At 69.9% G+C, this 20157-nt stretch carries 20 protein-coding genes; 9 read left to right on the plus strand and 11 right to left on the minus strand.

Annotated features, from left to right (window positions below; all coding sequences use genetic code 11):
• Positions 1-68 precede the first annotated feature (68 nt).
• The 5 genes from AB5L97_RS01475 (at position 69) to AB5L97_RS01495 (ending at position 3752) form a co-directional block, all read left to right on the plus strand.
• A complete protein-coding gene (locus tag AB5L97_RS01475) occupies positions 69-614 on the plus strand; it encodes a histidine kinase (RefSeq protein WP_369046189.1) in 546 nt (181 codons plus the stop codon).
• Entirely contained in the window at positions 614-1405 is a 792-nt protein-coding gene (locus AB5L97_RS01480) for a DUF4097 family beta strand repeat-containing protein (protein ID WP_369046190.1), read from the plus strand. Before AB5L97_RS01475 ends, AB5L97_RS01480 begins: the two co-directional genes overlap by 1 nt.
• Positions 1406-1478: 73 nt before the next feature.
• Positions 1479-2261 carry an ABC transporter ATP-binding protein gene (locus tag AB5L97_RS01485; RefSeq protein WP_369046191.1) on the plus strand — a complete coding sequence of 261 codons (783 nt, stop codon included), beginning with the start codon at positions 1479-1481 and terminating at the stop codon, positions 2259-2261.
• Positions 2258-3019 (plus strand): ABC transporter permease, encoded by a 762-nt coding sequence (locus tag AB5L97_RS01490; protein WP_369046192.1) that lies wholly within the window; start codon positions 2258-2260, stop codon positions 3017-3019. The genes AB5L97_RS01485 and AB5L97_RS01490 overlap by 4 nt, the downstream gene beginning before the upstream one ends.
• A gap of 58 nt (positions 3020-3077) precedes the next feature.
• The gene (locus tag AB5L97_RS01495; RefSeq protein ID WP_369046193.1) at positions 3078-3752 is read left to right on the plus strand and encodes a pentapeptide repeat-containing protein; all 675 of its coding nucleotides are present in this window, start codon (positions 3078-3080) and stop codon (positions 3750-3752) included.
• 18 nt (positions 3753-3770) lie between these two features.
• On the opposite strand, the gene AB5L97_RS01500 is transcribed toward AB5L97_RS01495, so the two are convergent.
• Positions 3771-5450, minus strand: a complete 1680-nt coding sequence (locus tag AB5L97_RS01500; protein ID WP_369046194.1) for an MFS transporter — start codon at positions 5448-5450, stop codon at positions 3771-3773.
• Between the two features lie 386 nt (positions 5451-5836).
• On the opposite strand from AB5L97_RS01500, the gene AB5L97_RS01505 reads away from it, so the two are divergent.
• Entirely contained in the window at positions 5837-6373 is a 537-nt protein-coding gene (locus AB5L97_RS01505; protein ID WP_369046195.1) for a DinB family protein, read from the plus strand.
• Positions 6374-6397: 24 nt separating this feature from the next.
• On the opposite strand, the gene AB5L97_RS01510 is transcribed toward AB5L97_RS01505, so the two are convergent.
• The 7 genes from AB5L97_RS01510 to AB5L97_RS01540 all read right to left on the minus strand — a co-directional run bounded on the left by AB5L97_RS01510 (position 6398) and on the right by AB5L97_RS01540 (position 13598).
• Positions 6398-6673 carry a hypothetical protein gene (locus AB5L97_RS01510; RefSeq protein ID WP_369046196.1) on the minus strand — a complete coding sequence of 92 codons (276 nt, stop codon included), beginning with the start codon at positions 6671-6673 and terminating at the stop codon, positions 6398-6400.
• A gap of 242 nt (positions 6674-6915) precedes the next feature.
• Positions 6916-7575, minus strand: coding sequence for a hypothetical protein (locus AB5L97_RS01515; protein WP_369046197.1), 660 nt, complete (start codon positions 7573-7575; stop codon positions 6916-6918).
• Positions 7576-7700: 125 nt separating this feature from the next.
• Positions 7701-7979: an HPr family phosphocarrier protein gene (locus tag AB5L97_RS01520; protein ID WP_307958822.1), complete on the minus strand. Its 279-nt coding sequence runs from the start codon at positions 7977-7979 to the stop codon at positions 7701-7703.
• Between the two features lie 61 nt (positions 7980-8040).
• Complete coding sequence (locus AB5L97_RS01525; protein ID WP_369046198.1) at positions 8041-9756, minus strand: putative PEP-binding protein; 1716 nt, start codon at positions 9754-9756, stop codon at positions 8041-8043.
• 28 nt (positions 9757-9784) lie between these two features.
• Positions 9785-11833, minus strand: coding sequence for a PTS fructose transporter subunit IIABC (locus AB5L97_RS01530; protein WP_307957085.1), 2049 nt, complete (start codon positions 11831-11833; stop codon positions 9785-9787).
• A 14-nt stretch (positions 11834-11847) separates the two neighbouring features.
• Positions 11848-12810 carry a 1-phosphofructokinase family hexose kinase gene (locus tag AB5L97_RS01535; RefSeq protein WP_307957084.1) on the minus strand — a complete coding sequence of 321 codons (963 nt, stop codon included), beginning with the start codon at positions 12808-12810 and terminating at the stop codon, positions 11848-11850.
• A complete protein-coding gene (locus tag AB5L97_RS01540) occupies positions 12807-13598 on the minus strand; it encodes a DeoR/GlpR family DNA-binding transcription regulator (protein ID WP_307957101.1) in 792 nt (263 codons plus the stop codon). The genes AB5L97_RS01535 and AB5L97_RS01540 overlap by 4 nt, the downstream gene beginning before the upstream one ends.
• 364 nt (positions 13599-13962) lie before the next feature.
• Here AB5L97_RS01540 and AB5L97_RS01545 point away from each other — a divergent pair, with 364 nt between their 5' ends.
• Complete coding sequence (locus tag AB5L97_RS01545; protein WP_369046199.1) at positions 13963-15057, plus strand: IS110 family transposase; 1095 nt, start codon at positions 13963-13965, stop codon at positions 15055-15057.
• Between the two features lie 294 nt (positions 15058-15351).
• On the opposite strand, the gene AB5L97_RS01550 is transcribed toward AB5L97_RS01545, so the two are convergent.
• Entirely contained in the window at positions 15352-15603 is a 252-nt protein-coding gene (locus tag AB5L97_RS01550; protein ID WP_307957083.1) for a DUF6458 family protein, read from the minus strand.
• 167 nt (positions 15604-15770) lie between these two features.
• Between AB5L97_RS01550 and AB5L97_RS01555 the strand changes: the two genes are divergently transcribed.
• Both AB5L97_RS01555 and AB5L97_RS01560 read left to right on the plus strand, forming a co-directional pair.
• A complete protein-coding gene (locus AB5L97_RS01555; protein ID WP_369046200.1) occupies positions 15771-16265 on the plus strand; it encodes a DUF2871 domain-containing protein in 495 nt (164 codons plus the stop codon).
• Positions 16266-16328: 63 nt separating this feature from the next.
• Positions 16329-17234 carry a hypothetical protein gene (locus AB5L97_RS01560; protein ID WP_369046201.1) on the plus strand — a complete coding sequence of 302 codons (906 nt, stop codon included), beginning with the start codon at positions 16329-16331 and terminating at the stop codon, positions 17232-17234.
• 17 nt (positions 17235-17251) lie between these two features.
• Here AB5L97_RS01560 and AB5L97_RS01565 read toward each other — a convergent pair whose 3' ends face one another.
• Together AB5L97_RS01565 and AB5L97_RS01570 are read right to left on the minus strand one after the other, a co-directional pair.
• Positions 17252-18541, minus strand: coding sequence for a DUF445 domain-containing protein (locus AB5L97_RS01565; protein WP_307957080.1), 1290 nt, complete (start codon positions 18539-18541; stop codon positions 17252-17254).
• A 124-nt stretch (positions 18542-18665) separates the two neighbouring features.
• Entirely contained in the window at positions 18666-20075 is a 1410-nt protein-coding gene (locus AB5L97_RS01570) for an MBL fold metallo-hydrolase (RefSeq protein ID WP_369046202.1), read from the minus strand.
• Positions 20076-20157: the final 82 nt, after the last annotated feature.

Raw genomic sequence — 20157 nt, forward strand, 5'->3', positions numbered from 1 at the left:
GCGTAAGGCGCCGCCTGCTGGCCCAAGGGGTATTGACTGTGACGCCATCATGACGTCATCATGGAGTCATGAATCTGGACCCACACCTCCTGAACCTGTCGAGGCAGCTCGCCGACGCCGCCGCGCTCGGCGGGGATGAGATGGCCGAGCTCGCAGAGAGGCTTGCGGCACCGCTTCAGGCGTCTGCGCGGCTCATCCTTCAGGATGCGCTCTCGGAGGCTATGCAGGAGGTCACTCTTGAGCTCGCGCCCGGATCTGCGGAGATGCGGCTGCGCGGCCGGGACATCGACTTCGTGGTCAACCGGCCGTCACCGTCGGTCGGGGAGGTTTCCGAATCGGATGACGTCACAGTGGCGCCACTGAAGATCTCGAAGGACGACGCCGGTCAGGAGCCGTCCGCCGAGACCGGCACCGCCCGCATCAGCTTCCGCCCGCCGGAGGCGCTCAAGGCGCAGATCGAGGCGGCCGCGGAGCGCGAGGGCCTGTCGGTCAACACCTTCCTCGTGCGCACGCTCACGGCAGCGCTCCGGCCAGCACCCCAGCGGCCTCTCAAGGTCGATCCGGGCGTGCCTGAAGGCCGCAACGGTTCGCGTCTCGAAGGGTGGGTCTACTGATGAACGAGTTCGAGACGCCGGAGCCCATCCGCGCCGTCGTCGACGTCGCCTACGGGGACGTCGTCGTGCGGGGTTCGGCGAGGCTTATTACCACGGTGCAGGTCTCACCCATGCGCTCCGGCCGGAAGGCGGACCAGGAGGCGGCGGCGGGGACGACCGTCAGCTTCGCGGACGGCCGGCTCCAGATCAGCGCGCAGAAGCAGCACGGCCTCGGCGTCCTCGGCAGGCTCGGATCCGTCGTGGTCACCGTGGACCTGCCGGCCGGCTCGGACCTCGAGGCCGTGCTGGCCTACGGCGACGTCATCGCCTCCGGGCAGCTCGGGCGCGTCGTCGCCAAGACGCGCGCCGGAACCGTCCGCGTCGAGGATGGCGCCTCGGTGGACCTCAAGAGCTGGGCGGGGGACGTCGAGGCGGGTCGCGTGCGTGTGGACGGCACACTCGCGGCGTCGGCCGGAGCTGTCCGCGTCGAGGACGTGACCGGCACCGTGCAGATCAAGTGCGGGACGGGCGAGGTGTCCCTCGGCCGCGTTGCCGGTACCGCCCAGGTTACGTGCCCCTATGGGAGCGTCAGGGTCCGCGAGGCCGTCTCGGGCAGCCTGAAACTGACCTCCACCTACTCCGACCTCATCGTCGGCATCGCCGAGGGAACGGCCGCTCGCCTCGATGTCTCCACCAGCTACGGCCGCATCCGCAATGAACTCACCCGTTCGGAGACGCCTCCCGAGGCCATCCAGCGGCTCGAGCTCACCGCCCGCTCCAGCTACGGGTCGGTGACCATCCGGCGGGCCTGACTTCAGCGAGAAGCCAGCCGCGCGCCGTCATCCGTCAATTCCTCCAGGCACGTACTCAGGAAGGAGTACCGTCATGCCTTCAACCACCACCCCAGCGCCCGCCATCAGCATCCGGGCCCTCGAGAAGTCGTACAAGAAGCTCTCAGTGCTGCGCGGCGTCGACTTCGACGTGGACCGCGGCAGCATCTTCGCCCTGCTCGGCCCGAACGGTGCCGGCAAGACCACGATCGTGAACATCCTCTCCACGCTGCTCAAGGCCGACGCCGGTGCTGCCGCCGTCAACGGCTTCGATGTCGCCTCCGATGCGGCACACGTACGCGAGTCCATCAGCCTCACGGGACAGTTCGCCGCTGTCGACGAGATCCTCACGGGACGCGAGAACCTCATCCTCGTGGCCCGATTGCGACACCAGCCGGACCCGGGCGGCATCGCGGACGGCCTCCTCGAACGGTTCTCGCTCACGGATGCCGGCTCTCGCAAGGTCGCGACCTACTCCGGCGGCATGCGCCGCCGCCTCGATATCGCCATGAGTCTGATCGGCCAGCCGCCGGTCATCTTCCTCGACGAGCCCACCGCCGGACTCGACCCACAGGCCCGCCTCGAAGTCTGGGCGGCCGTAAGGGAGCTTGCCCGCAACGGCACCACCGTGCTGCTCACCACCCAAACCCTCGACGAGGCGGAGCACCTCGCGGACCGGATCGCGATCCTGAACGAGGGCCGGATCGTGGTCAACGGCACTCTCGACGAGCTCAAGCGGCTGCTGCCGCCCGCCAAGGTCGAGTACGTCGAGAAGCAGCCGACCCTCGAGGACGTCTTCCTCGCCCTGACCAGTGACGCGACTAAGGAACTCCCATGACCACGCACTTCTTCGGCGACACTGCCGTGCTGACGGGCCGCTCGTTGCGCCACATCCTGCGCAGCCCCGACACGATCATCACCACCGCGCTCATGCCGATCGCCTTCATGCTGCTCTTCGTCTACGTTCTCGGCGGGGCGATCAACTCCGGCTCGGACTCGTACGTCCAGTACCTGCTCCCGGGCATCCTGCTCATCACCGTCGCATCCGGCATCTCGTACACGGCGTACCGGCTGTTCCTGGACATGAAGGGCGGCATCTTCGAGCGGTTCCAGTCCATGCCGATCGCCCGCTCGTCGGTCCTGTGGGCGCACGTGCTGACGTCGCTCGTGGCCAACATGGTCGCCGTCGTGGTGGTTGTGCTCGTGGCACTGGCGATGGGCTTCCGCTCGGGGGCCAGCGTGCTGGCCTGGCTCGGGGTGGCCGGCATCGTGGCACTGTTCACGCTCGCGCTGACGTGGCTCGCCGTGATTCCGGGCCTCACCGCGAAGACCGTAGACGGCGCAGGTTCGTTCTCCTATCCGCTGATCCTGCTCCCGTTCATCAGCTCGGCGTTCGTCCCGACCGCGACGATGCCCGGCCCCGTGCGCTGGTTCGCCGAGAACCAGCCCGTCACGTCGATCGTGAACACCATCCGCGACCTGTTCACGGACCAACCGGTGGGTTCCAGCATCTGGGTCGCCCTGGCCTGGTGCGTTGGGATCCTCGTACTTGCGTACGCCGTCTCGATGCGCGTCTACCGCAGCAGGATCTCGTAGTCAGTGATTCAGCCAGCGGCCCCGCCGGGTTCACCGGCGGGGCCGCTACTCTCGTCTCATGGCCCGCAGCTCCCGTACCGCCCGTGATCAGGGCGCCCCCCGCCTCGACCCGCTCGATCTCTCCGACCTGGTTCAGGGCTTCGGCGGGGACGTCGAGCCGGGGCGCCGCACCGAGGGCCTCGCGTTCGAGGACGTGGATCTCGCCGGCCGGCAGCTTGAGGCCTCCACGTTCTCCGAGTGCCTGTTCCAGGACGTCACGGCGCACGACGCCGGCCTCCGCTCGGTCTCGTTCGTGGACTGCCGCTTCGTGCGGCTCAGCGCGCCGAGCCTACCAGCCCCGAGGTCCCGGTGGCGCGGGGTCGAGATCGAGGCCTCCCGCATCGGTTCCGCGGAACTCTACGACGGCGATCTCTCGGGCGTCCTCGTGACCGGCTGCAAGCTCGGGTATGTCAACCTGCGCGGGGCCAAGCTTCAGGATGTGAAGTTCGTGGACTGCGTCATCGACGAGCTCGACCTCGGCGGCGCGACCGCGACCCGCGTCGCGTTCGAGGAAACCCGGGTCGACGCCCTGGACACCACCGGTGCCACTCTCGAGCACGTGGACCTGCGCGGAGCACGCCTCCACCGGGTCGCCGGTGTCGACGGGCTCCGCGGCGCCACGCTGAGCAGCGTCCAGGCCGTCGAGCTCGCGGAGCTCATGGCCGAACGGCTGGGGATCGACGTGCGGGACTGATACGCGGAACGCGCTGGCTCAGCTCGCGCCAGACGAGACGGGCATCGCGACCACCGGCACCTGCCCCGAAATCGGTCCCGAGGCCACGGGCGCCTCGCCGGAGACCTGCGCTTCCAGTGCAGTCGCCTCCAGATCCACGCCTGCGATCTCGGCCGCCTCGAGCGCAGCCGGGTGGTCGAGCGGGAGCTGCAGCGCCACGCCGTCGTCCGCCACAGCCACCGGAACCTCGGTGAGCGGCATGTGCTCGAGGTCGATGCGCGGATCCTCCTCCTGCTGCGCCACGACCGCACGGGCCTCTGCAGCCGTGTCCACGCTCGGGAGCGAGCCAGGCAGCGGGCGCTGCGCGGATTCCTGCAGGAACCAGATGGCCGCGGCGCCCACGGCCGAGGTGGCCATGAGGTAGTACGCGGGCATCATGTCGTTGTGGCTGGACTGGATGAGCGCGTCGATGATGAACGGCGTCGTGCCGCCGAAGATCGCCACGGCGAAGTTGTACGCGATCCCCATCGCGCCGTAGCGGCTCGCCGTCGGGAACTGCGCCGGGAGCGCGGAGGCGAGGTTGGCCACGTAGAACGTCACGGGGAAGGCGACGAGCGCGAGGCCCCCGAGCGTCGTCCAGACGTTGCCCACGCCGATGAGCGCGAACGCGGGGACGGACAGCACGATCGTGCTCACGGCGCCGATCCACAGCACCGGGCGGCGGCCAATCCGGTCCGAGAGCCTGCCCGTGAGCGGGATGCACAGGCTCATGGCCACCAGCACGGGGATGGTCAGAAGGGTGCCGTTGATCGGGTCATAGCCCTTCGACTCGGTCAGATAGGTGGGCATGTAGGACGTGAGGGCGTAGCCCACGGTGTTTGCAGCGGCCACGACGACCATCGCGACGAGGATCTGGCGCCAGTAGGCACGCACGATCCCGAGCGGGCCCTTCGCTGCGGCCTCGTCGTTCTGGGCGAGCTCCTGTGTGGCGCTCTCCTGCGCCTCGAGGGCGGCCCGGAACGCGGGGCTCTCCTCGATGCGGAGGCGGAACCAGATCGCGATCGCGCCGAGCGGGCCGGCGATGAGGAACGGGATGCGCCAGCCGTAGGCCTCCATCGCGGCGGACCCGAGCGTGAGCTGGAGCGCCGAGACGATCGCGGCGCCGAGCGCGAATCCGAGGTAGGAGCCCATGTCAAGGAAGCTCGCAAGGAAGCCGCGGCGCCTGTCCGCGGCGTGCTCGCTGACGAACGTCGTGGCACCGGCGTATTCGCCGCCGGTCGAGAATCCCTGGACGAGCTTGATCGCCACGAGCAAGATCGCGGCCCAGATGCCGATCGCCGCGTGGCTGGGGAGGAGGCCGAGCGCGAAGGTCGAGGCGGCCATCATGATGAGCGTCATCGCGAGGACACGCTGGCGGCCAATCTTGTCCCCGAGCCACCCGAAGAACACCCCGCCGGCTGGGCGGGCGATGAACGTCGCGGCGAACGTGCCGAGCAGGAACAGGGTCTGCACCGTGCGGTCTGCCTCAGGCAGGAAGACGGGCCCCATCGTGGTGATGAGATAACCGAACACGCCGACGTCGAACCACTCCATCGTGTTGCCCACGACGGTTCCTCCGATGGCTCTCTTGAGCATCGGCTGGTCCACGACATTGACGTCGGCGATCCTCAGTCTGCGTTTGCGGAATACCACGCGTTGTGAGCGCTGTGGCTTGGTCATCTGACGGTGGTCTCGTGACATGGGAATCGAGTTTACTGCCGCAAGGAAGTATATGAGAGACGAATATCGCTTTTGCGTGTGCTCCGGATCACGTCGCGGAGTCCTCGCTGGCCCTGCGCTCCGCGCCCGTGGCGCACGACGGCGGGTCCCCTGCGATCGCCGTCGTCATGCGGATCGGGAAGGGCGCGCCGCCTGTCCGGGCGGGCGGACGCGGAGCTCGTTCTCCCGCGCGGGTCCAGCGGCTCGGATGGTTATCGATTTGTGACCTTGACGGCCGTGCGGAGCCGGATCGGGTGGTGACGGGCGGTCGGTTGCGCTTCGGAGGGCGCGGGCGGATTCTTGGTTCAGTTCAGAAGAGAGCCCAAGAGTCTGGCAGTGGTCACCACATGGAATCGAGGTCGTCTCGCGATGCCGTCCGTGACGGCCTGCTGTGGATCGCGGATGACTTCACCCGCATCGTCGACGGCCTGGATCCGGCGGAGCTCGGCTCGCCCACGCGGGGAACGCGATGGACCAACCGTCAACTCCTGTTCCATCTGGTGCTCGGTCAGAAGATCACCGGCGCGTCCATCCCGTTGATCGGCACGTTCGCACGGATGCCCCCAGGCGTGTCACGATCCTGGAGTCGGCTCTTGGAGGCCTGCTCGCGGCCCTACAACTGGATCAATTGGGCCGGGAGTGCAGCCGCCGGCCAGCTTCTGACCCCGGCCATGATGCGGGGCATGATGGACCGCACGACGCGGGCGATTCTCTCCTGGTACGACCGGGCCGAGGATGAGGCCCTGACCCGCGGGATGTCGATGCCGAGGTCCTGGGATCCGTACTTCGAGCCGTGGATGAGCCGGCGAGATGTGCTCGAATGGGCGCCCAAGCACTACCGTCACCATCGGGCCCAGTTGACCCTGACGACTCTTCCGCTCTGAAGTTCGCCTTGCGGCTCGCTTCGCCTAGTTCTGACCGGCGGCGCCGGCCTCGTCGAGACACTCGGTGATGCATGACGGGTCGATGGTCTCCCCATCCTTGGTGCGGACGTTGACGGTGATCCCCTCGTCATCGGACTCCACGGCCATCGATGCCACCTTCTCGTACTCGTCGCTCGAGCACCCGCAGGAGCCTGCGGCACAGTCATTGAAGGTCTTGAGGAGTGCGGCCTTCTCAGGGCCTACGCCGATGAGCTGGATCTTCACTCCGTCGGGTGCGGGGGTGATCTTGAGGTTGTCCACGACGCGGTCCTTTCGGTGATCTCGGTGGATCTATAGTAGCTCGGCTAATGCATATATGCACAAGTGGCTATGTCTGTGGAACGTGAACCGTCCAGGTCATGTTCCGCGGAGGGCTGTTTCCCCGATGTCCGGGGAGCCGTTGATTGCGGCCGAGGCGGAGCAGGTCGCTCCGGCACTCAAGGCTTGGGGCGACCCTGTCCGCTCAGTCTGTCGGCCGCGCAGCCAGAGAGGATGCGGCGCCGTCAGGCTCCTGGGCTGACCCTTTCGTTCAGCTCGGCCACTCCGATCGCAGCCTCGAGCATCTCGGCGAACCTCTCGGGTGTCGGGTCCGCGTCGCCGGCGCGCTCGACGTCGATCTCGAGCCCGACCTCCGCTGTGGTGCTGGGCCCACTGGGAACTCCCGCGGGTATCGGCACGCCGCGCATGCGTTCCCGCATCGCGGCGCGCGGGTCTGGAATGAACCGCACCCTCGGCAGCCACAGCCGCGACGGCGGTGCGACGCGCGTGATCGCCTCCAGCAGGCCGGCGTCCCGCAGTTGGGTCTCGACTCCCCGGTCCTGGACTGGCACGAGGTCGGGGAACGGGCTGAAGCGGCGCAGCGCCTCAGGGGCCGCCTCGCGGACGAACTCATAGACATGGCCGCCGCCAAGCCCGAGGCGCGCCTCCGAGCGGACGTGCCACGGCGTCGCGCCACGCGCCGACAGGCGGATCCGGAGGACGTCTGCGTACGTCGGGTTGAACTGTGCCCCGGTGCGCGGCGTCGGGTCGAGCCGCTCGAGCCAGACCTCGACCGTCCGTCCGGCGGCGGTGCCGCTCAGGTGCCCATCGCGGCCCACCGCGCCGCCGATGACCGCCGTCAGTCCCTCGAGCGGGCCATCCTTGCGGCGCCCCAGACCAAACACGGCCTCTCCCTTCTGAGAATGCCAGAACCCGGGCCGAGACAGCGCCCGCTGAGATACTGCTGGGCCGCGACGGATGTCTGTGGACATCCGGCGCGCCCCAGCTCTTCGGCTGTCTATTCGGTGTCCTATTCGGCGTCGTGGTCGGTTTCGAGGACGGTGACGAGGTGGTCGAGGGCCTGGTCCGCGCCGGGGCCGTCGGCGCGGAGGATGACCTGTTGGCCGTATTCGGCGCCGAGGGACATGAGGGAGAGGATGCTGGAGGCGTCCATGGCCTCCTCGGCGGGCTCGCCGGGCTTGGCGATGGTGACTTCGAGGCCTGCCTGTCCGGCGGCTTCGGCGAAGATGGCGGCGGGGCGGGCGTGGAGGCCGACGCGTGAGCCGATGGTCGCGGTGCGTTCTGCCATGGGTTGCTCCTTCTGGTTCCGGGGTGTGGTGCTGGTCGGGGGCCGGGGTGTGGCGGGTGGTTCAGAGGCCGAGTTCGTTCAGGATGGGCAGGTGTGAGCGGGCGCCGGTGCGGGCGGTGTGGGCGTCGGGGGCGGTGAGGGCCGCCTCGGCGAGGGTCTGGGCCTGGTGGAGGGTGATGGTGGCCAGGACGCGGTTGACGGCGGTGAGGGCGCGGGGGGACATGGACAGGGTGGTGACGCCGAGTCCGACCAGGACCGCTGCCAGGGCGGGGTCTGCGGCGGCTTCCCCGCAGACCCCGACGGGCTTGGGGGTGCCGGTGGCGGCGGTGGCGGCGGCGGCGCCGTCGCAGGTGGCCTTGATCAGGTGCAGGACGGCGGGCTGCCAGGGGTCGTTGAGGTGGGCCAGGGGCCCGAGCATGCGGTCCGCGGCCATGGCGTACTGGGTGAGGTCGTTGGTGCCCAGGGACGCGAAGTCCGTGCGGGCCAGGATGTGCCCGGAGGTCAGGGCCGCGGAGGGGACCTCGACCATGACCCCGGCGGTGGGCAGGCCGGCGTCCTTCGCCAGCGCCGTGAAGTGCGCGGCCTCCTCGGTGGTGGCGATCATGGGGGCCATGACCCACACCTCGGCCTCGCTCTGTGCGGCGGCCTGGGCGATCGCGGCGAGCTGGCGGGCCAGGACGCCCGGGCTCGTCCAGTCGGTGCGGTACCCGCGCACGCCGAGGGCGGGGTTGGGCTCCTCGGTGTTGGTCAGGAAGGGCAGGGGCTTGTCCGCGCCGGCGTCCAGGGTGCGGATGACGACCTTCTTCCCGGGGAACTGGGCGAAGACCGCGGTGTAGGCGGCGACCTGCTCGGCGTGGGAGGGCTCGGTGTCCCGGTCCAGGAAGCAGAACTCGGTGCGCAGCAGGCCCACGCCCTCCGCCCCGGCCGCGGCGGCCTTGGCCGCGTCCGCCCCGGTGGCGACGTTGGCCAGCAGGGGCACGGGGTGCCCGTCCGCGAGCCGGTTGGCCCCGGCGAACCCGCCGGCCAGGGCCGCGGCGGCCACCGCCCACGCCGCCGCGGCGTCCCGCTCCGGCTGCCCAGGCCCGGTCTGCACGGTCCCGGCGGCGCCGTCGACGTAGACCTCGGTCCCGTCCGGGATGCCCTCGACCCCGGGCGCGGCCACGACCGCGGGCAGGCCCAGGGACCGGGCCAGGATCGCGGTGTGGGACTGCGGGCCCCCGCCGGAGGTGATCAGGGCGATGACCCTTCCCGGGTCCAGGGTGGCCGTGTCCGCCGGGGCCAGGTCGTGCGCGGCCAGCACGAACGGCTCCACCGATTCCGGGATCCCCGGGGCCGGCAGGCCCCTCAGCTCCGCGACGATCCGGGCCCGGACGTCCAGGACGTCCGCGGCCCGCTCGGCCATGTACCCGCCCAGGGACTTCAGCTTCGCCGCCACCGCCGCACCGGACTCCCACACGGCCCGCTCCGCGGACCGGCCCCCGCCGTCGGCGCCCGGGTCCAGCAGCCTCACGGCGCCCTTGACCAGCACCGGGTCCGCGGCCATCAGGGCAGTGGCCTCCAGCACGCCCCTCGCGTCCCCCGACGCCGCCGCGGCACGGGCCTTCAGGGCCGACTGGACGGCCCTGGACGCCGCCCGGATCCGCTCGCCCTCACCCTCCACCGACGCACCCGCGCCCAGACCCGACCCCACACCAGGCTCCGACACCGGCGCCGGCATCTGCCGCACCCGCCCCACAACCCGCCCCGGAGTCACACCGACACCGTGAAACTGATCCATTGGTTCGACCTCGAACTCTCTCCGCCTGCTAGGCGGCGACGGGAACGGCTTCGGCAGCCTGGGGCGCCTTCTTGCCAACGTAGCGCTTGAGGCCGATCGTGGCCAGAGCCGTCACCACGACGCCCACCGCGATCGAGATGACCCACATCACGAAGTTGTCGATCGCGAAGAAGACGAAGATGCCGCCGTGCGGGGCCTTGGAGCCAGCGCCGAACGCCATTGAGAGCGCACCCGTGATGGCGCCGCCGAGCATCGAGGCCGGGATGACGCGCAGCGGGTCCGCCGCGGCGAACGGGATGGCGCCTTCAGAGATGAACGAGGCACCGAGCAGCCACGCCGCCTTGCCGTTCTCGTGTTCCGTGGCGTTGAAGTTCTTGTGGTCGAGAACCGTGGCGAGGGCCATGGCGAGCGGTGGAACCATACCCGCAGCCATGACGGCGGCCATGATGTGGTAGGGCGCTGCGTTGTCGGCGCTTGCAGCGCTGAGACCGGCGACGGCGAACGCGTAGGCGACCTTGTTGACCGGACCGCCGAGGTCGAAGCACATCATGAGGCCGAGGATGATTCCGAGCGTCACGGCTGCAGCGCCGCTCATGCCGGTGAGCTGCGTGTTGAGCCACGTGGTGATCCAGGCGATCGGACCGCCGAGCACTACGAACATGAGTCCCGAAGCAACGATCGATGCCAGGAGCGGGATGATGGCGACCGGCATGAGCCCGCGGAGCCAGCGCGGCGCGGGGAGGGACGCGAGCCAGTGCGCCGTGTAGCCGGCCAGGAGACCGCCCACGATGCCGCCGAGGAAGCCAGCGCCCATGAAGCCCGCAACGGCACCGGCCACGAAGCCGGGGGCGATGCCGGGACGGTCAGCCAGGGCATAGCCCATGTAGCCGGCCAGGGCCGGGACGAGGAAGCCCATCGAGAGGGCACCGATCTTGAAGAGTACGGCGCCCAGATACGCGCCCAGCGGCCCCCAGGCCTGCGGCCCGAACTCCGCCGGCAGGTTGAACAGGTTGTTCTTCAGGACGATCGTGTCCGCGTACTTCGTGATGTCGTACCCGCCAAGGAGGAAGCCGAGCGCGATGAGCAGGCCACCGCCGGCCACGAACGGGATCATGTAGCTCACGCCGGTGAGGAGCACGCGCTTGAGCTTGGCGCCGCCCGATTCAGCGCGGTCGGAGCCCGAGGCCGAGGCCGACGACGATCCGCCGGCCGCCGCGGCGACGCGCCGGCCGCTCGGATCGGCGGCGATCTTCAGCGCCTCGTCGAGCATGACGCCCGGTTCATCGATGCCGCGTTTGACGGGAGACTGAACGTACGGCTTGCCCGCGAAGCGCTCCTTGTCCCGGACATCCACATCGACCGCGAAGACTACTGCATCTGCGGCGTTGATCACCGACTGGGGCAGCGGCGTCGAACCGGCCGAGCCCTGGGTCTCGACCTGCACGTCGATGCCCTTCTCCTTGCCCGCGGCCACGAGCGAATCGGCGGCCATATAGGTGTGGGCGATGCCCGTCGGGCAGGCGGTGACGGCGACGATGCGCTTGTGGCCGCCCGAGGCAGCATTCGCGAGGCCGACCTGTGCTGCGGCTCCAGCGCCGGCGGCTGCCGTCGTCGCGCCCGCGGGACCGAGCCCGAGGGCATCGTTCACCAGCGCCACGACGTCTTCGCGGGTTGCTGCCGCGCGGAGGGCTGCCGTGAAGTCCTTCTTGATGAGGCTTCGGGCGAGCTTGGCGAGGAGCTTGAGATGCTCCTGGTCTGCGCCCTCGGGCGCGGCGATGAAGAAGACGAGATCGGCGTTGCCGTCCTTGGCGCCGAAATCGACAGTTTCGGAGAGGCGGGCCATCGCGAGCGACGGCTCCGTCACCGCGGCGGAGCGGCAGTGCGGGATCGCGATCCCGCCAGGTACCCCGGTGGCGGTCTTCTGCTCGCGGGCGTATGCGTCAGCGAACAGGCCCTCCACCTCGGTGGCGCGGCCAGCGTCGGCCACGAGGCCGGCCAGATGCCGGATCACGTCGGCGGGCGAGGAGCCCAGCGACGCGTCGAGCACCACGAGCTCGGGGGCGATGAGTTCGGTCATGGTCAGTCCTTCTTCTACAGGGCCGTGATGTTCACGGCTGAGGGGGTGGTCTGGTTCGCTGCCGGGACGGTGGATCCCGGCAGGGACGCGGCGGCGGCCCCATGGGCCACTGCCTGGCGCAGGCGGCCCTCGGCGTCCGCCCCGATGGAGTCGGCCAGGAGATACCCGGCCAGGGAGGAGTCGCCGGCACCGACGGTGCTGACGGCCTTGATAGGGGAGTGCGTGGCGTACCACGCGCCGTCTGCCGTCACGAGGACGGCCCCCTTCGAACCGAGCGTCGCGAGCACCGCTCCGACGCCGGCATCCACAAGCGCACGGGCCGCTTTGGCCGCGCGCTCCGGTGAGGCCTCAAGCTCGGCCGGGGTGCCGGCGTCGTGCAGGCCTACCATCGCGGCCAGCTCGGCGAGCTCGTCCGCGTTGGGCTTGAGCAGCTCCGGCTTGCCCTTCAGCGACGCCGCGAGCGGGGCGCCCGACGAGTCGATGGCAATCCTCGGAGCGGACCCATCGGCAGCAGCGCGCAGGCGCTGGGCAGCCGTGGCATAGAAGTCCTCCGGAACACCCGGAGGAAGCGAGCCGGCGAGGACCACCCATGTGGCGCCCCGGGCCCGATCGACGAGAAGGGAGAGCAGCTGCTCCTGGAGCTCGGAGGAGAGCTCGGGGCCCGGCTCGTTGACCTTGGTAGTGACCCCGTCCGGTTCGGTGAGGGCCACGTTGGAGCGAAGCGGAGCGCCGATGGGGAGGGCGACGAAGGGCACGCCCGTCGCGCTGAGCCCGGCGAGGACCGGATCGCCGGCGTCTCCGGGAAGCACGGCGAGGGTCTCAAGGGCGGAGGCCCGCAGGGCGCGGGCAACGTTGACGCCCTTGCCCCCTGACTCCTGCCGCACGGACACTGCGCGCTGCACCTCTCCCCGCTCGAGGGGACCGCCGAGCTCGACCGTACGATCAAGGCTAGGGTTCGCGGTGAGGGTCACGATCATGGTGTGCCAGCCTCCACAACTTCAACTCCGGCCTCGGCGAGCGCCGCGGCCACGTCCCCTTCAGGGGCCCGGTCCGTCACAATGGCGTCCAGCTGGTCGAGCCGGGCGAACTGCACGAGGGTCTCGACGCCGAACTTGGTGTGGTCCACGAGGGCCACGACACGCCGGGCGCAGCGGACGAACGCGGCCTTGACCCCTGCCTCCTCTGCGTCAGGCGTGCTGAGCCCGAACGCGGCATGCAGGCCGTTGGTCCCCACGAAGGCGAGGTCGGGGCGCAGCCGTTCAACGGCTTCGACCGTCGCCGGGCCGACGGCCGCCCGGGTGAGCGGCCGGATCCGGCCTCCGAGGAGCTGGACGTTGAGGTTCGGGTCCGCGGCGAGCTTGTCTGCGATGGGCAGCGCGTTGGTCACGATCACGAGACTATTCCCGTCAGGACGCGTGCCCATGAGGCGCTCCGCAAGCTCCTCCGTGGAACTTCCGGCGTCGAGCAGCACGCTGCCCGCGCGGGACGATGCCACGAGTTCCGCCGCCGCCTCCGCGATGGCATGCTTCTCGAGCAGGTTCTGGATCTGCCGCTCGAGAAGGCTCACCTCGGAGGTGACGCCGCGCTCGGCGGGGACAGCGCCGCCGTGGACCCGGCGCAGGGCACCGGCTGACTCGAGCGCCGCGAGGTCACGCCGCACGGTCTCGGTGGTGACAGAGAACCGCTCGGCGAGCTCGGTGACGCTCACACGCCCGACCTCGGCGACGCGGTCCGCAACGAGCCGCTGGCGCTCTTCGGCGAACATCGACATGCCCCACTCCCGCCCTTTTCCGAGCCGCTGATGCGGCGGATTCTGCCTGTGGTCTCCATCACACGAATGTGGGATTGATTGACTGTATCTTCGTTTCTGTTGGTATGTCAACAGATCCCACAGAAACACAGATCGGCCCGGCGGAGCGCTGTGCTCCGCCGGGCCGATCCGGGCGGTGAATCAGGTGGGTATGTGCGGTGTGGGGCGGAAGCTGCCCGCCTGGACGCGCGCCGTCTAGACGGTATGGAGTGACCGCCTGTTGTGGGTGGTTGCGGGCCGGGGCCTCTCTCGCGCAGATTCGTGGGTTACCGGACAGAGTCCCCTGCCCGGCCTATCCGACATGCGTGGGGAGGCCCCGGTGTTCATTGAGCGTACGAGTGTTGGGCTGGATGTGCACGCCCGTTCGGTTGCCGCGGCGGCGATCGACGGCGTGACCGGCGAGCTGGTGCAGGCCAGGCTCGCCCCGTCGGAGGAGGCGATCAGAGCATGGCTCGCCGGGCTGCCGGGCCCGCTCGCCGTGGTCTACGAGGCCGGCCCGACGGGGTTCGGACTTTCGAGGGCCTTGACCTCACAGGGGGTCAGGTGCGTGGTCGCCGCCCCGTCCAAGCTGCAGCGGCCCTCGGGGGATCGGGTGAAGACCGATGCCCGGGACGCGGTCCACCTGGCCAGGCTGCTGCGCCTGGACGAGGTCACTGCCGTTGCTGTCCCGACCGTGGGGCAGGAGTCCGCACGGGATCTCGTCCGTGCCCGGGAGGACTGCCGCGGGGACCTGATGCGGGCCCGGCACCGCCTCTCGAAGCTGCTGCTGCGGCACGGGATCGTCTACCAGGGCGGCGATGCCTGGACCGGGGCCCATGACGCGTGGCTGCGCAGGGACGCGGCCCCGGCGCTGGGCCCTGGGGCGACCCGGATGGCGTTCGACTCCGAATACGAGGCTGTCCAGCTGGTCAGGGCCCGTCGGGACCGGCTGGACCGTACGATCGGGGAGCTCGCCGCGGGAAGCGAGTTCTCCCCGATCGTGCACCGTCTGGGCTGCCTGCGCGGGGTCAGCACCCTGACCGGGTTCGCCCTTGCGGTCGAGATCGGGGACTGGCACCGGTTCACCGGAGCCACGATCGGCTCCTTCGTGGGCCTGACCCCCTCCGAGCACTCCTCCGGGGCCTCGCGGGCGCAGGGACCGATCACCAAGACCGGCAACTCCCACGTCCGCCGCTTGCTGGTCGAGGCCGCCTGGCACCACCGCGCCCGCTACATGGTCGGCAAGACCATGCGGGACCGGTGGGAGCTGGCCCCGGCCGCGGCGCGGGTCCGGGGCGATCAGGGCAACCGGCGCCTGCACGAGAGGTGGGTCGGCTTCCTCGACCGCCGCAAGCGCCCGACCGTGGCCAACGTCGCCGTCGCCCGCGAGCTGGCCGGCTGGTGCTGGTCCCTGGCAGTCATGGACGACGACTGACCCAGCAGACCGCTTCGCCGGGCATCCCGGTGTCGGCGGCAGCGCGTGGAGCCACCCGCGAAACATCTATGAGCAGCAGCCCCGCAACGAGGGGACCGGCCACGCTCGTTCCTAGACACGCGGACCGGCTCCAGCCGAACCACCGTCCTGCGGTAGCCAACCCGCGCATATCAGTCTGACCGCGCGTCGCCAACGACACGCTCGCCGACCGCCTCCCAGCGAAGCAGAGAGGCGCCGCCAGGACTCCTCCTGGCGGCGCCTCACCATGCCCACTTGACAGCGGATCACTCCATATCAGATGTCCCGGATGTCGCGGTGGGTGACCGTATCTCCGGTCTCCGGATCGACGATCCGGCGGGACGAGCTCACGCGGCGGCGGGTGCCGGAGTTGAGCAGGGCAAGGGTCATGATGAGCCCGAGCACCCCCACGCCCATGAGGATGTAGCCCACGAGGGCCTGGTCGATGAAGGGGATCAGTCCCGGCGTGAGGGCGAAGGACAGGATCGCCCCGATGGCAATGAGGAAGATTGACGCACCGATGCCCATGGTTGGGGTCCTTTCCGTGCTGCAGGTCGTTGCTGCAGGTCGTTGTACGGAGGACTATTACCCGGAGGCGGACGATCCACACATGGTGCGGACCAGGCGGACCCGGGCGACCGCGATCATCCGAACGGTTGATGCCGCGTCCACTATGCCCACGGGATGCTGGAAGCATGCTCAACAGACTCCTCACCACCTCGTTCGTGTTCGCCGCCGTGGGCCTTGCCTCGGGCCTGTTCTTCCGCGCGTGGAGCAAGGCCTTCCACTTCGACGGCCAGACCCAGCTCGCCCTCGCGCACACGCACTTCCTGGCGCTCGGCTTCACGGTCACGTTCCTGGCCTTCCTCGCCGAGAAGGCCTTCCGGTTCTCTGCCGCGGCCCCGCGGGTGTCGTCGTGGTTCGTGTGGACTTGGGTGCTCGGCGTGGCCGTGACTGGCGGCATGATGGTGCTCAAGGGCGCCCTTGAGGTGACCGGCGCGGATGTGTCCTCGCCCGCGTTCGCGGGGATCGCCGGGCTGGGCCACGTCCTGCTGACGGCCGCCTTCGTCCTGTTCTTCCTCGCCCTCCGCCGGTCGATGGTTGCCTCCGGCGTCTCCACGCACGACGCCGGTGGCTCGCCGTCGGCTTCCCTGCCCGGCGGCGGCGCGCCGTCGCGATCCGCTAGCTGATACGCCTACGCCCAGCGCGAAGCGGCCGCGGCGCGCGTCGGGGCCCGGCGCTACTCTGGGGCCATGGCGAAGAAGAATGTGGCACTTCGTATTGCACAGGACACCGCCCACCAGACGATGTTCGACTCCCGAGGCCGGGCGACCCCGCGGGTGCACCGCGCACTCCTGCGGGCAGTCGATGTCCAGCGGCCGCTCGTGCTGGCCAATCTGAGACGCCTCCGGCGCCAGCGCCCGGGGTACACCCCGGAGCAGCTGGCGCGGCAGCTCGAACGCGACTACCTCACCGCAGTGGCCGGAACGGGCGCCGCTGTGGGTGGCACCGCCGCGGTGCCCGGCGTTGGCACCATGGCCTCGCTCGGCCTGTCCGCCGCGGCAACGGTCGGATTCCTCGAGGCGACCGCCGTGTACGCGGCGTCGATCGCCGAGCTCCATGGCGTGCACCTCGAGGACCCCGAGCGGGCGCGGACCACGATCATGGCCATCATGCTGGGGGAGGAGGGCACCTCCCTGCTCTCGGCGCTGAGCGGTCAGGCCCTCGGTCGGGGTGGGCACCCCACCAAGGCCTGGGGTGCGGCCCTGAACCGGTCTGTCTCCTCCTCGGCCGTCAAGGCGATGCAGGGGACCGTCCAGAAGCGTTTCCTCAAATGGATGCTCAAGAAGCAGGGCGGGGCGCTCTTGGGCCGCGCCTTGCCGTTCGGCATCGGCGCTGTGGTGGGCGGTGCGGGGAACCTCGTCATGGGCCGCGCGGTCATCAGGTCGACGCGCGAGGCCTTCGGGCCCGCGCCTGCCGTCCTGCTCGGCGAGTTCCACGTGAAACCGGAACAGGTTGAGAAGCGGCGCGGTCTGCTCGCGCTTATGCCCACGCCCGGGAGGGCCTCGGCTCCTCGGGCGCCCGCCGAGACGCCTGAACAGGCCGTCGAGCGCGAGATCGAGGAGCACCGCGCGCGCCTGCGGTCGGAGGGCGCGTAGGCCGCCGGTGGCTTCGGCTACCCCCCGAAGATGGCGTGTGCCACGGCGAAGATGAGCACCCCGGCGAGGGCGCCGACTACGGTGCCGTTGATTCGGATGAACTGGAGGTCCTTGCCGACCTGGAGCTCGATCTTCTGCGAGGTCTCCTCGGCATCCCACCGCGCGACGGTGTCCTCGATGACTCCGGCGATGTCGTCGCGGTACGTCGCCACGATGTAGGCGGCGGCATCGGCCACCCACGCGTTGACCTTCCCGGCCAGTTCCTCGTCCTCGACGAGCCGGGCGCCGAAGTCCCGCACCGCCGTCGTGAACCGCTGGTGCAGCTCGCTGCGTGGGTCGGACACGGCCTCGAGGAGCACGCGCTTGATGGTGGCCCACGTGCGGCCCGCGAGGCTGCGGACCTGCGGGTCTCCGAGTACCTGCGCCTTGATGCCTTCGACCCGGGCGATCATCGCCGGCTCGTGCTGGAGGTCCAGCGCGAGCGAGCGCAGGTAGGCGTCGATGGACTGGCGCGCCTGGTGGTTCGGGTCGGACTGCACGGCCGCAACGAACTTGGACAGCTCGATGTAGACCTTGTCTCCCACGAGATCGTTCGCGAAGTTCGGCACCCATGAGGGCGAGCGGTCCGTGACCACGCGGGTGACGGTCGCGTAGTTCGCGGCGACCCAGTCGGCGGCACGGTCCACGAGGAGGTCTACGAGCTGGTGATGGTGCCCGGCCTCGAAGACCTGCTCGGCCACCCGGCCGAGCGGGGGCCCCCACGGCGGGGTGAGCAGGTGCTTCCGGACCATGCCCTCGATGACAGACTGCACGTCATCGTCATTCAGAACGGTGAAGGCACCGCGGATGACTGCGGCACCCTCCTTCGAGACGCGCTCGGCGCCCCCGGGGCTCGCCAGCCAGGTGCCCGCCTTGCGGGCGACGTCGACGGTGTCGAGCTTCGCCCGCACGACGGCCGAGGAGAGGAAGTTGTCCCGCACGAACCCGCTCAGCGAAGCGCCGATCGCGTCCTTGCGGGTGGGGATGATCGCGGTGTGGGGGATGGGCAGCCCGAGTGGGTGCCGGAACAGCGCGGTCACGGCGAACCAGTCCGCGAGGGCACCCACCATCCCGCCCTCGGAGGCCGCCCGCACGTACTGAAGCCACGCGTACTGGCCCTGGAGCGCGAAGGACACGGCGAACACGACCGCCATCCCGAGCAGGAGGGACAGGGCGAGGGTCTTCATCCGGCGCAGCGCGGCGGCCCGCTCGGCGTCGGCCGGACTGAGGCCCGGCGGGGTGCCAAGGAGCCGATTCAGCGTCACCATGGGTCAACCCTACCGGCGGCCTCCGACACGGGAACGCGGTGTTCGCCGACGGCGGCGAGCCGGGAGCTAATCCCGGCCCGCCGCCGTCGTGCGTCGCCTAGTGCCAAGCTTGCGCGTGCACCGGTCAGTTGGCCGTGACGGTGTCCTGAGTCGTCTTCCAGGCCTCCCAGCCCGCGTAGGATCCGTCGAGCTCGACCACGTCGTAGCCCGCGCGGCGCAGTGCGCTCGCGGCGACCGAGTTGCGGACACCGCTCTGGCAGTAGGCCACGATCGTGCCCTCGGCGGGGAGCTCGTCGGTGTGCCACAGGACGCGGGCGGCGCTCAGCTGGGACGAGCCGGGGATGTGGCCGTCGGCGTGCTCCGTCTTGTTGCGCACGTCGAGGACCAGTGCGGCGTCGAAGCCCTCGAGCTCTGCCGGGGCGAGCAGCTTCGGCGTGGCCATGGGGAGACCCTCGAGGCTCGGGGTGAAGCCCGCGACGTTGTCGATGCCCACGCGGATGAGGTGGTCCCACATGGTGCGCGCCGCGTCCTTGTCGGAGGCGAGGAGCACGAGGGGGCGGGAATCGGTCTCGGGATCGTAGGCCCACGCACCGTAGGTGGCGAACTTGCCGCCGGCGGGGATGTTGAGAGAGCCGGCCACAGTGCCCTCGTGGACCTCGCGGTTCGAGCGGGAGTCCACGAACGTGATCCTGTCCGCAGCGAGATCCTCGGCGACTGCGCTGTTCTCGAGCTCGGGGAGCTCGCCACGCTCGCCCAGGACGGTCGGCCCCTGGCGGTTCTGGCGCTTCATGCGGCCGAAGTAGGCGTGCGCGTCGGGCTGGCCGCTGAGGAGCTCGTTGACGAAGCCCTCCTCATCGTTCGCGGCGAGGTACGGAGCCCACCAGGCGAAGAGCCGCTCGTAGCCCACAGTGGTGGACGGGATCGCGCCCAGGGCCTTGCCGCATGCGCTGCCGGAGCCGTGGCCCGGGTGGACCTGGATGTGGTCCGGGAGGGTCAGGAACTTGTCCCTCAGGCTCGTGAAGAGCTGCTTGGCACCCGCGAAGCGCGTGTTCACGCCGCCGGCGGCCTCGTCGAGCAGGTCGGGGCGGCCGAGGTCGCCGGAGAACACGAAGTCGCCGGAGAGCATGTAGCCCGGCTGGTCGGTGAACGCACCGTCCGTGATCAGGAAGGACAGGTGCTCGGGGGTGTGGCCTGGGGTGTGGACGGCCTTGACGGTGATGTTTCCGAGCTTGACGGTGGTGCCGTCGTAGAGGCGCTCGGCCTCGAACCCGTACTGCCAGTCCTCGCCGCCCTCGCCCGAGACGTAGGCGGTCGCGCCGGTGGCGGCGGCCAGCTCCCGGGTGCCGGAGAGGTAGTCAGCGTGGATGTGGGTCTCGGTGACCGCCACAATCCTCATGCCGTTGGCGGCGGCCAGCTCCAGGTAAGGCGCGATGTCGCGGCGGGCGTCCACCACGAGGGCCTCGCCCTTGGCCTGGCAGCCGATGAAGTAGCCCGCCTGGGCCAGATCTTCGTCGTAGATTCGCTCGAGCAGCATATGCTTCCCCTTCGTTCTGGATACCCCCTGGGGTATCTTCCTGAGTCAACGATATTACCTAGGGGGGTATCTTGCAAACTTT

It is taken from the genome of Sinomonas sp. P10A9 (genome assembly GCF_041022165.1).
Lineage (GTDB): Bacteria > Actinomycetota > Actinomycetes > Actinomycetales > Micrococcaceae > Sinomonas > Sinomonas puerhi.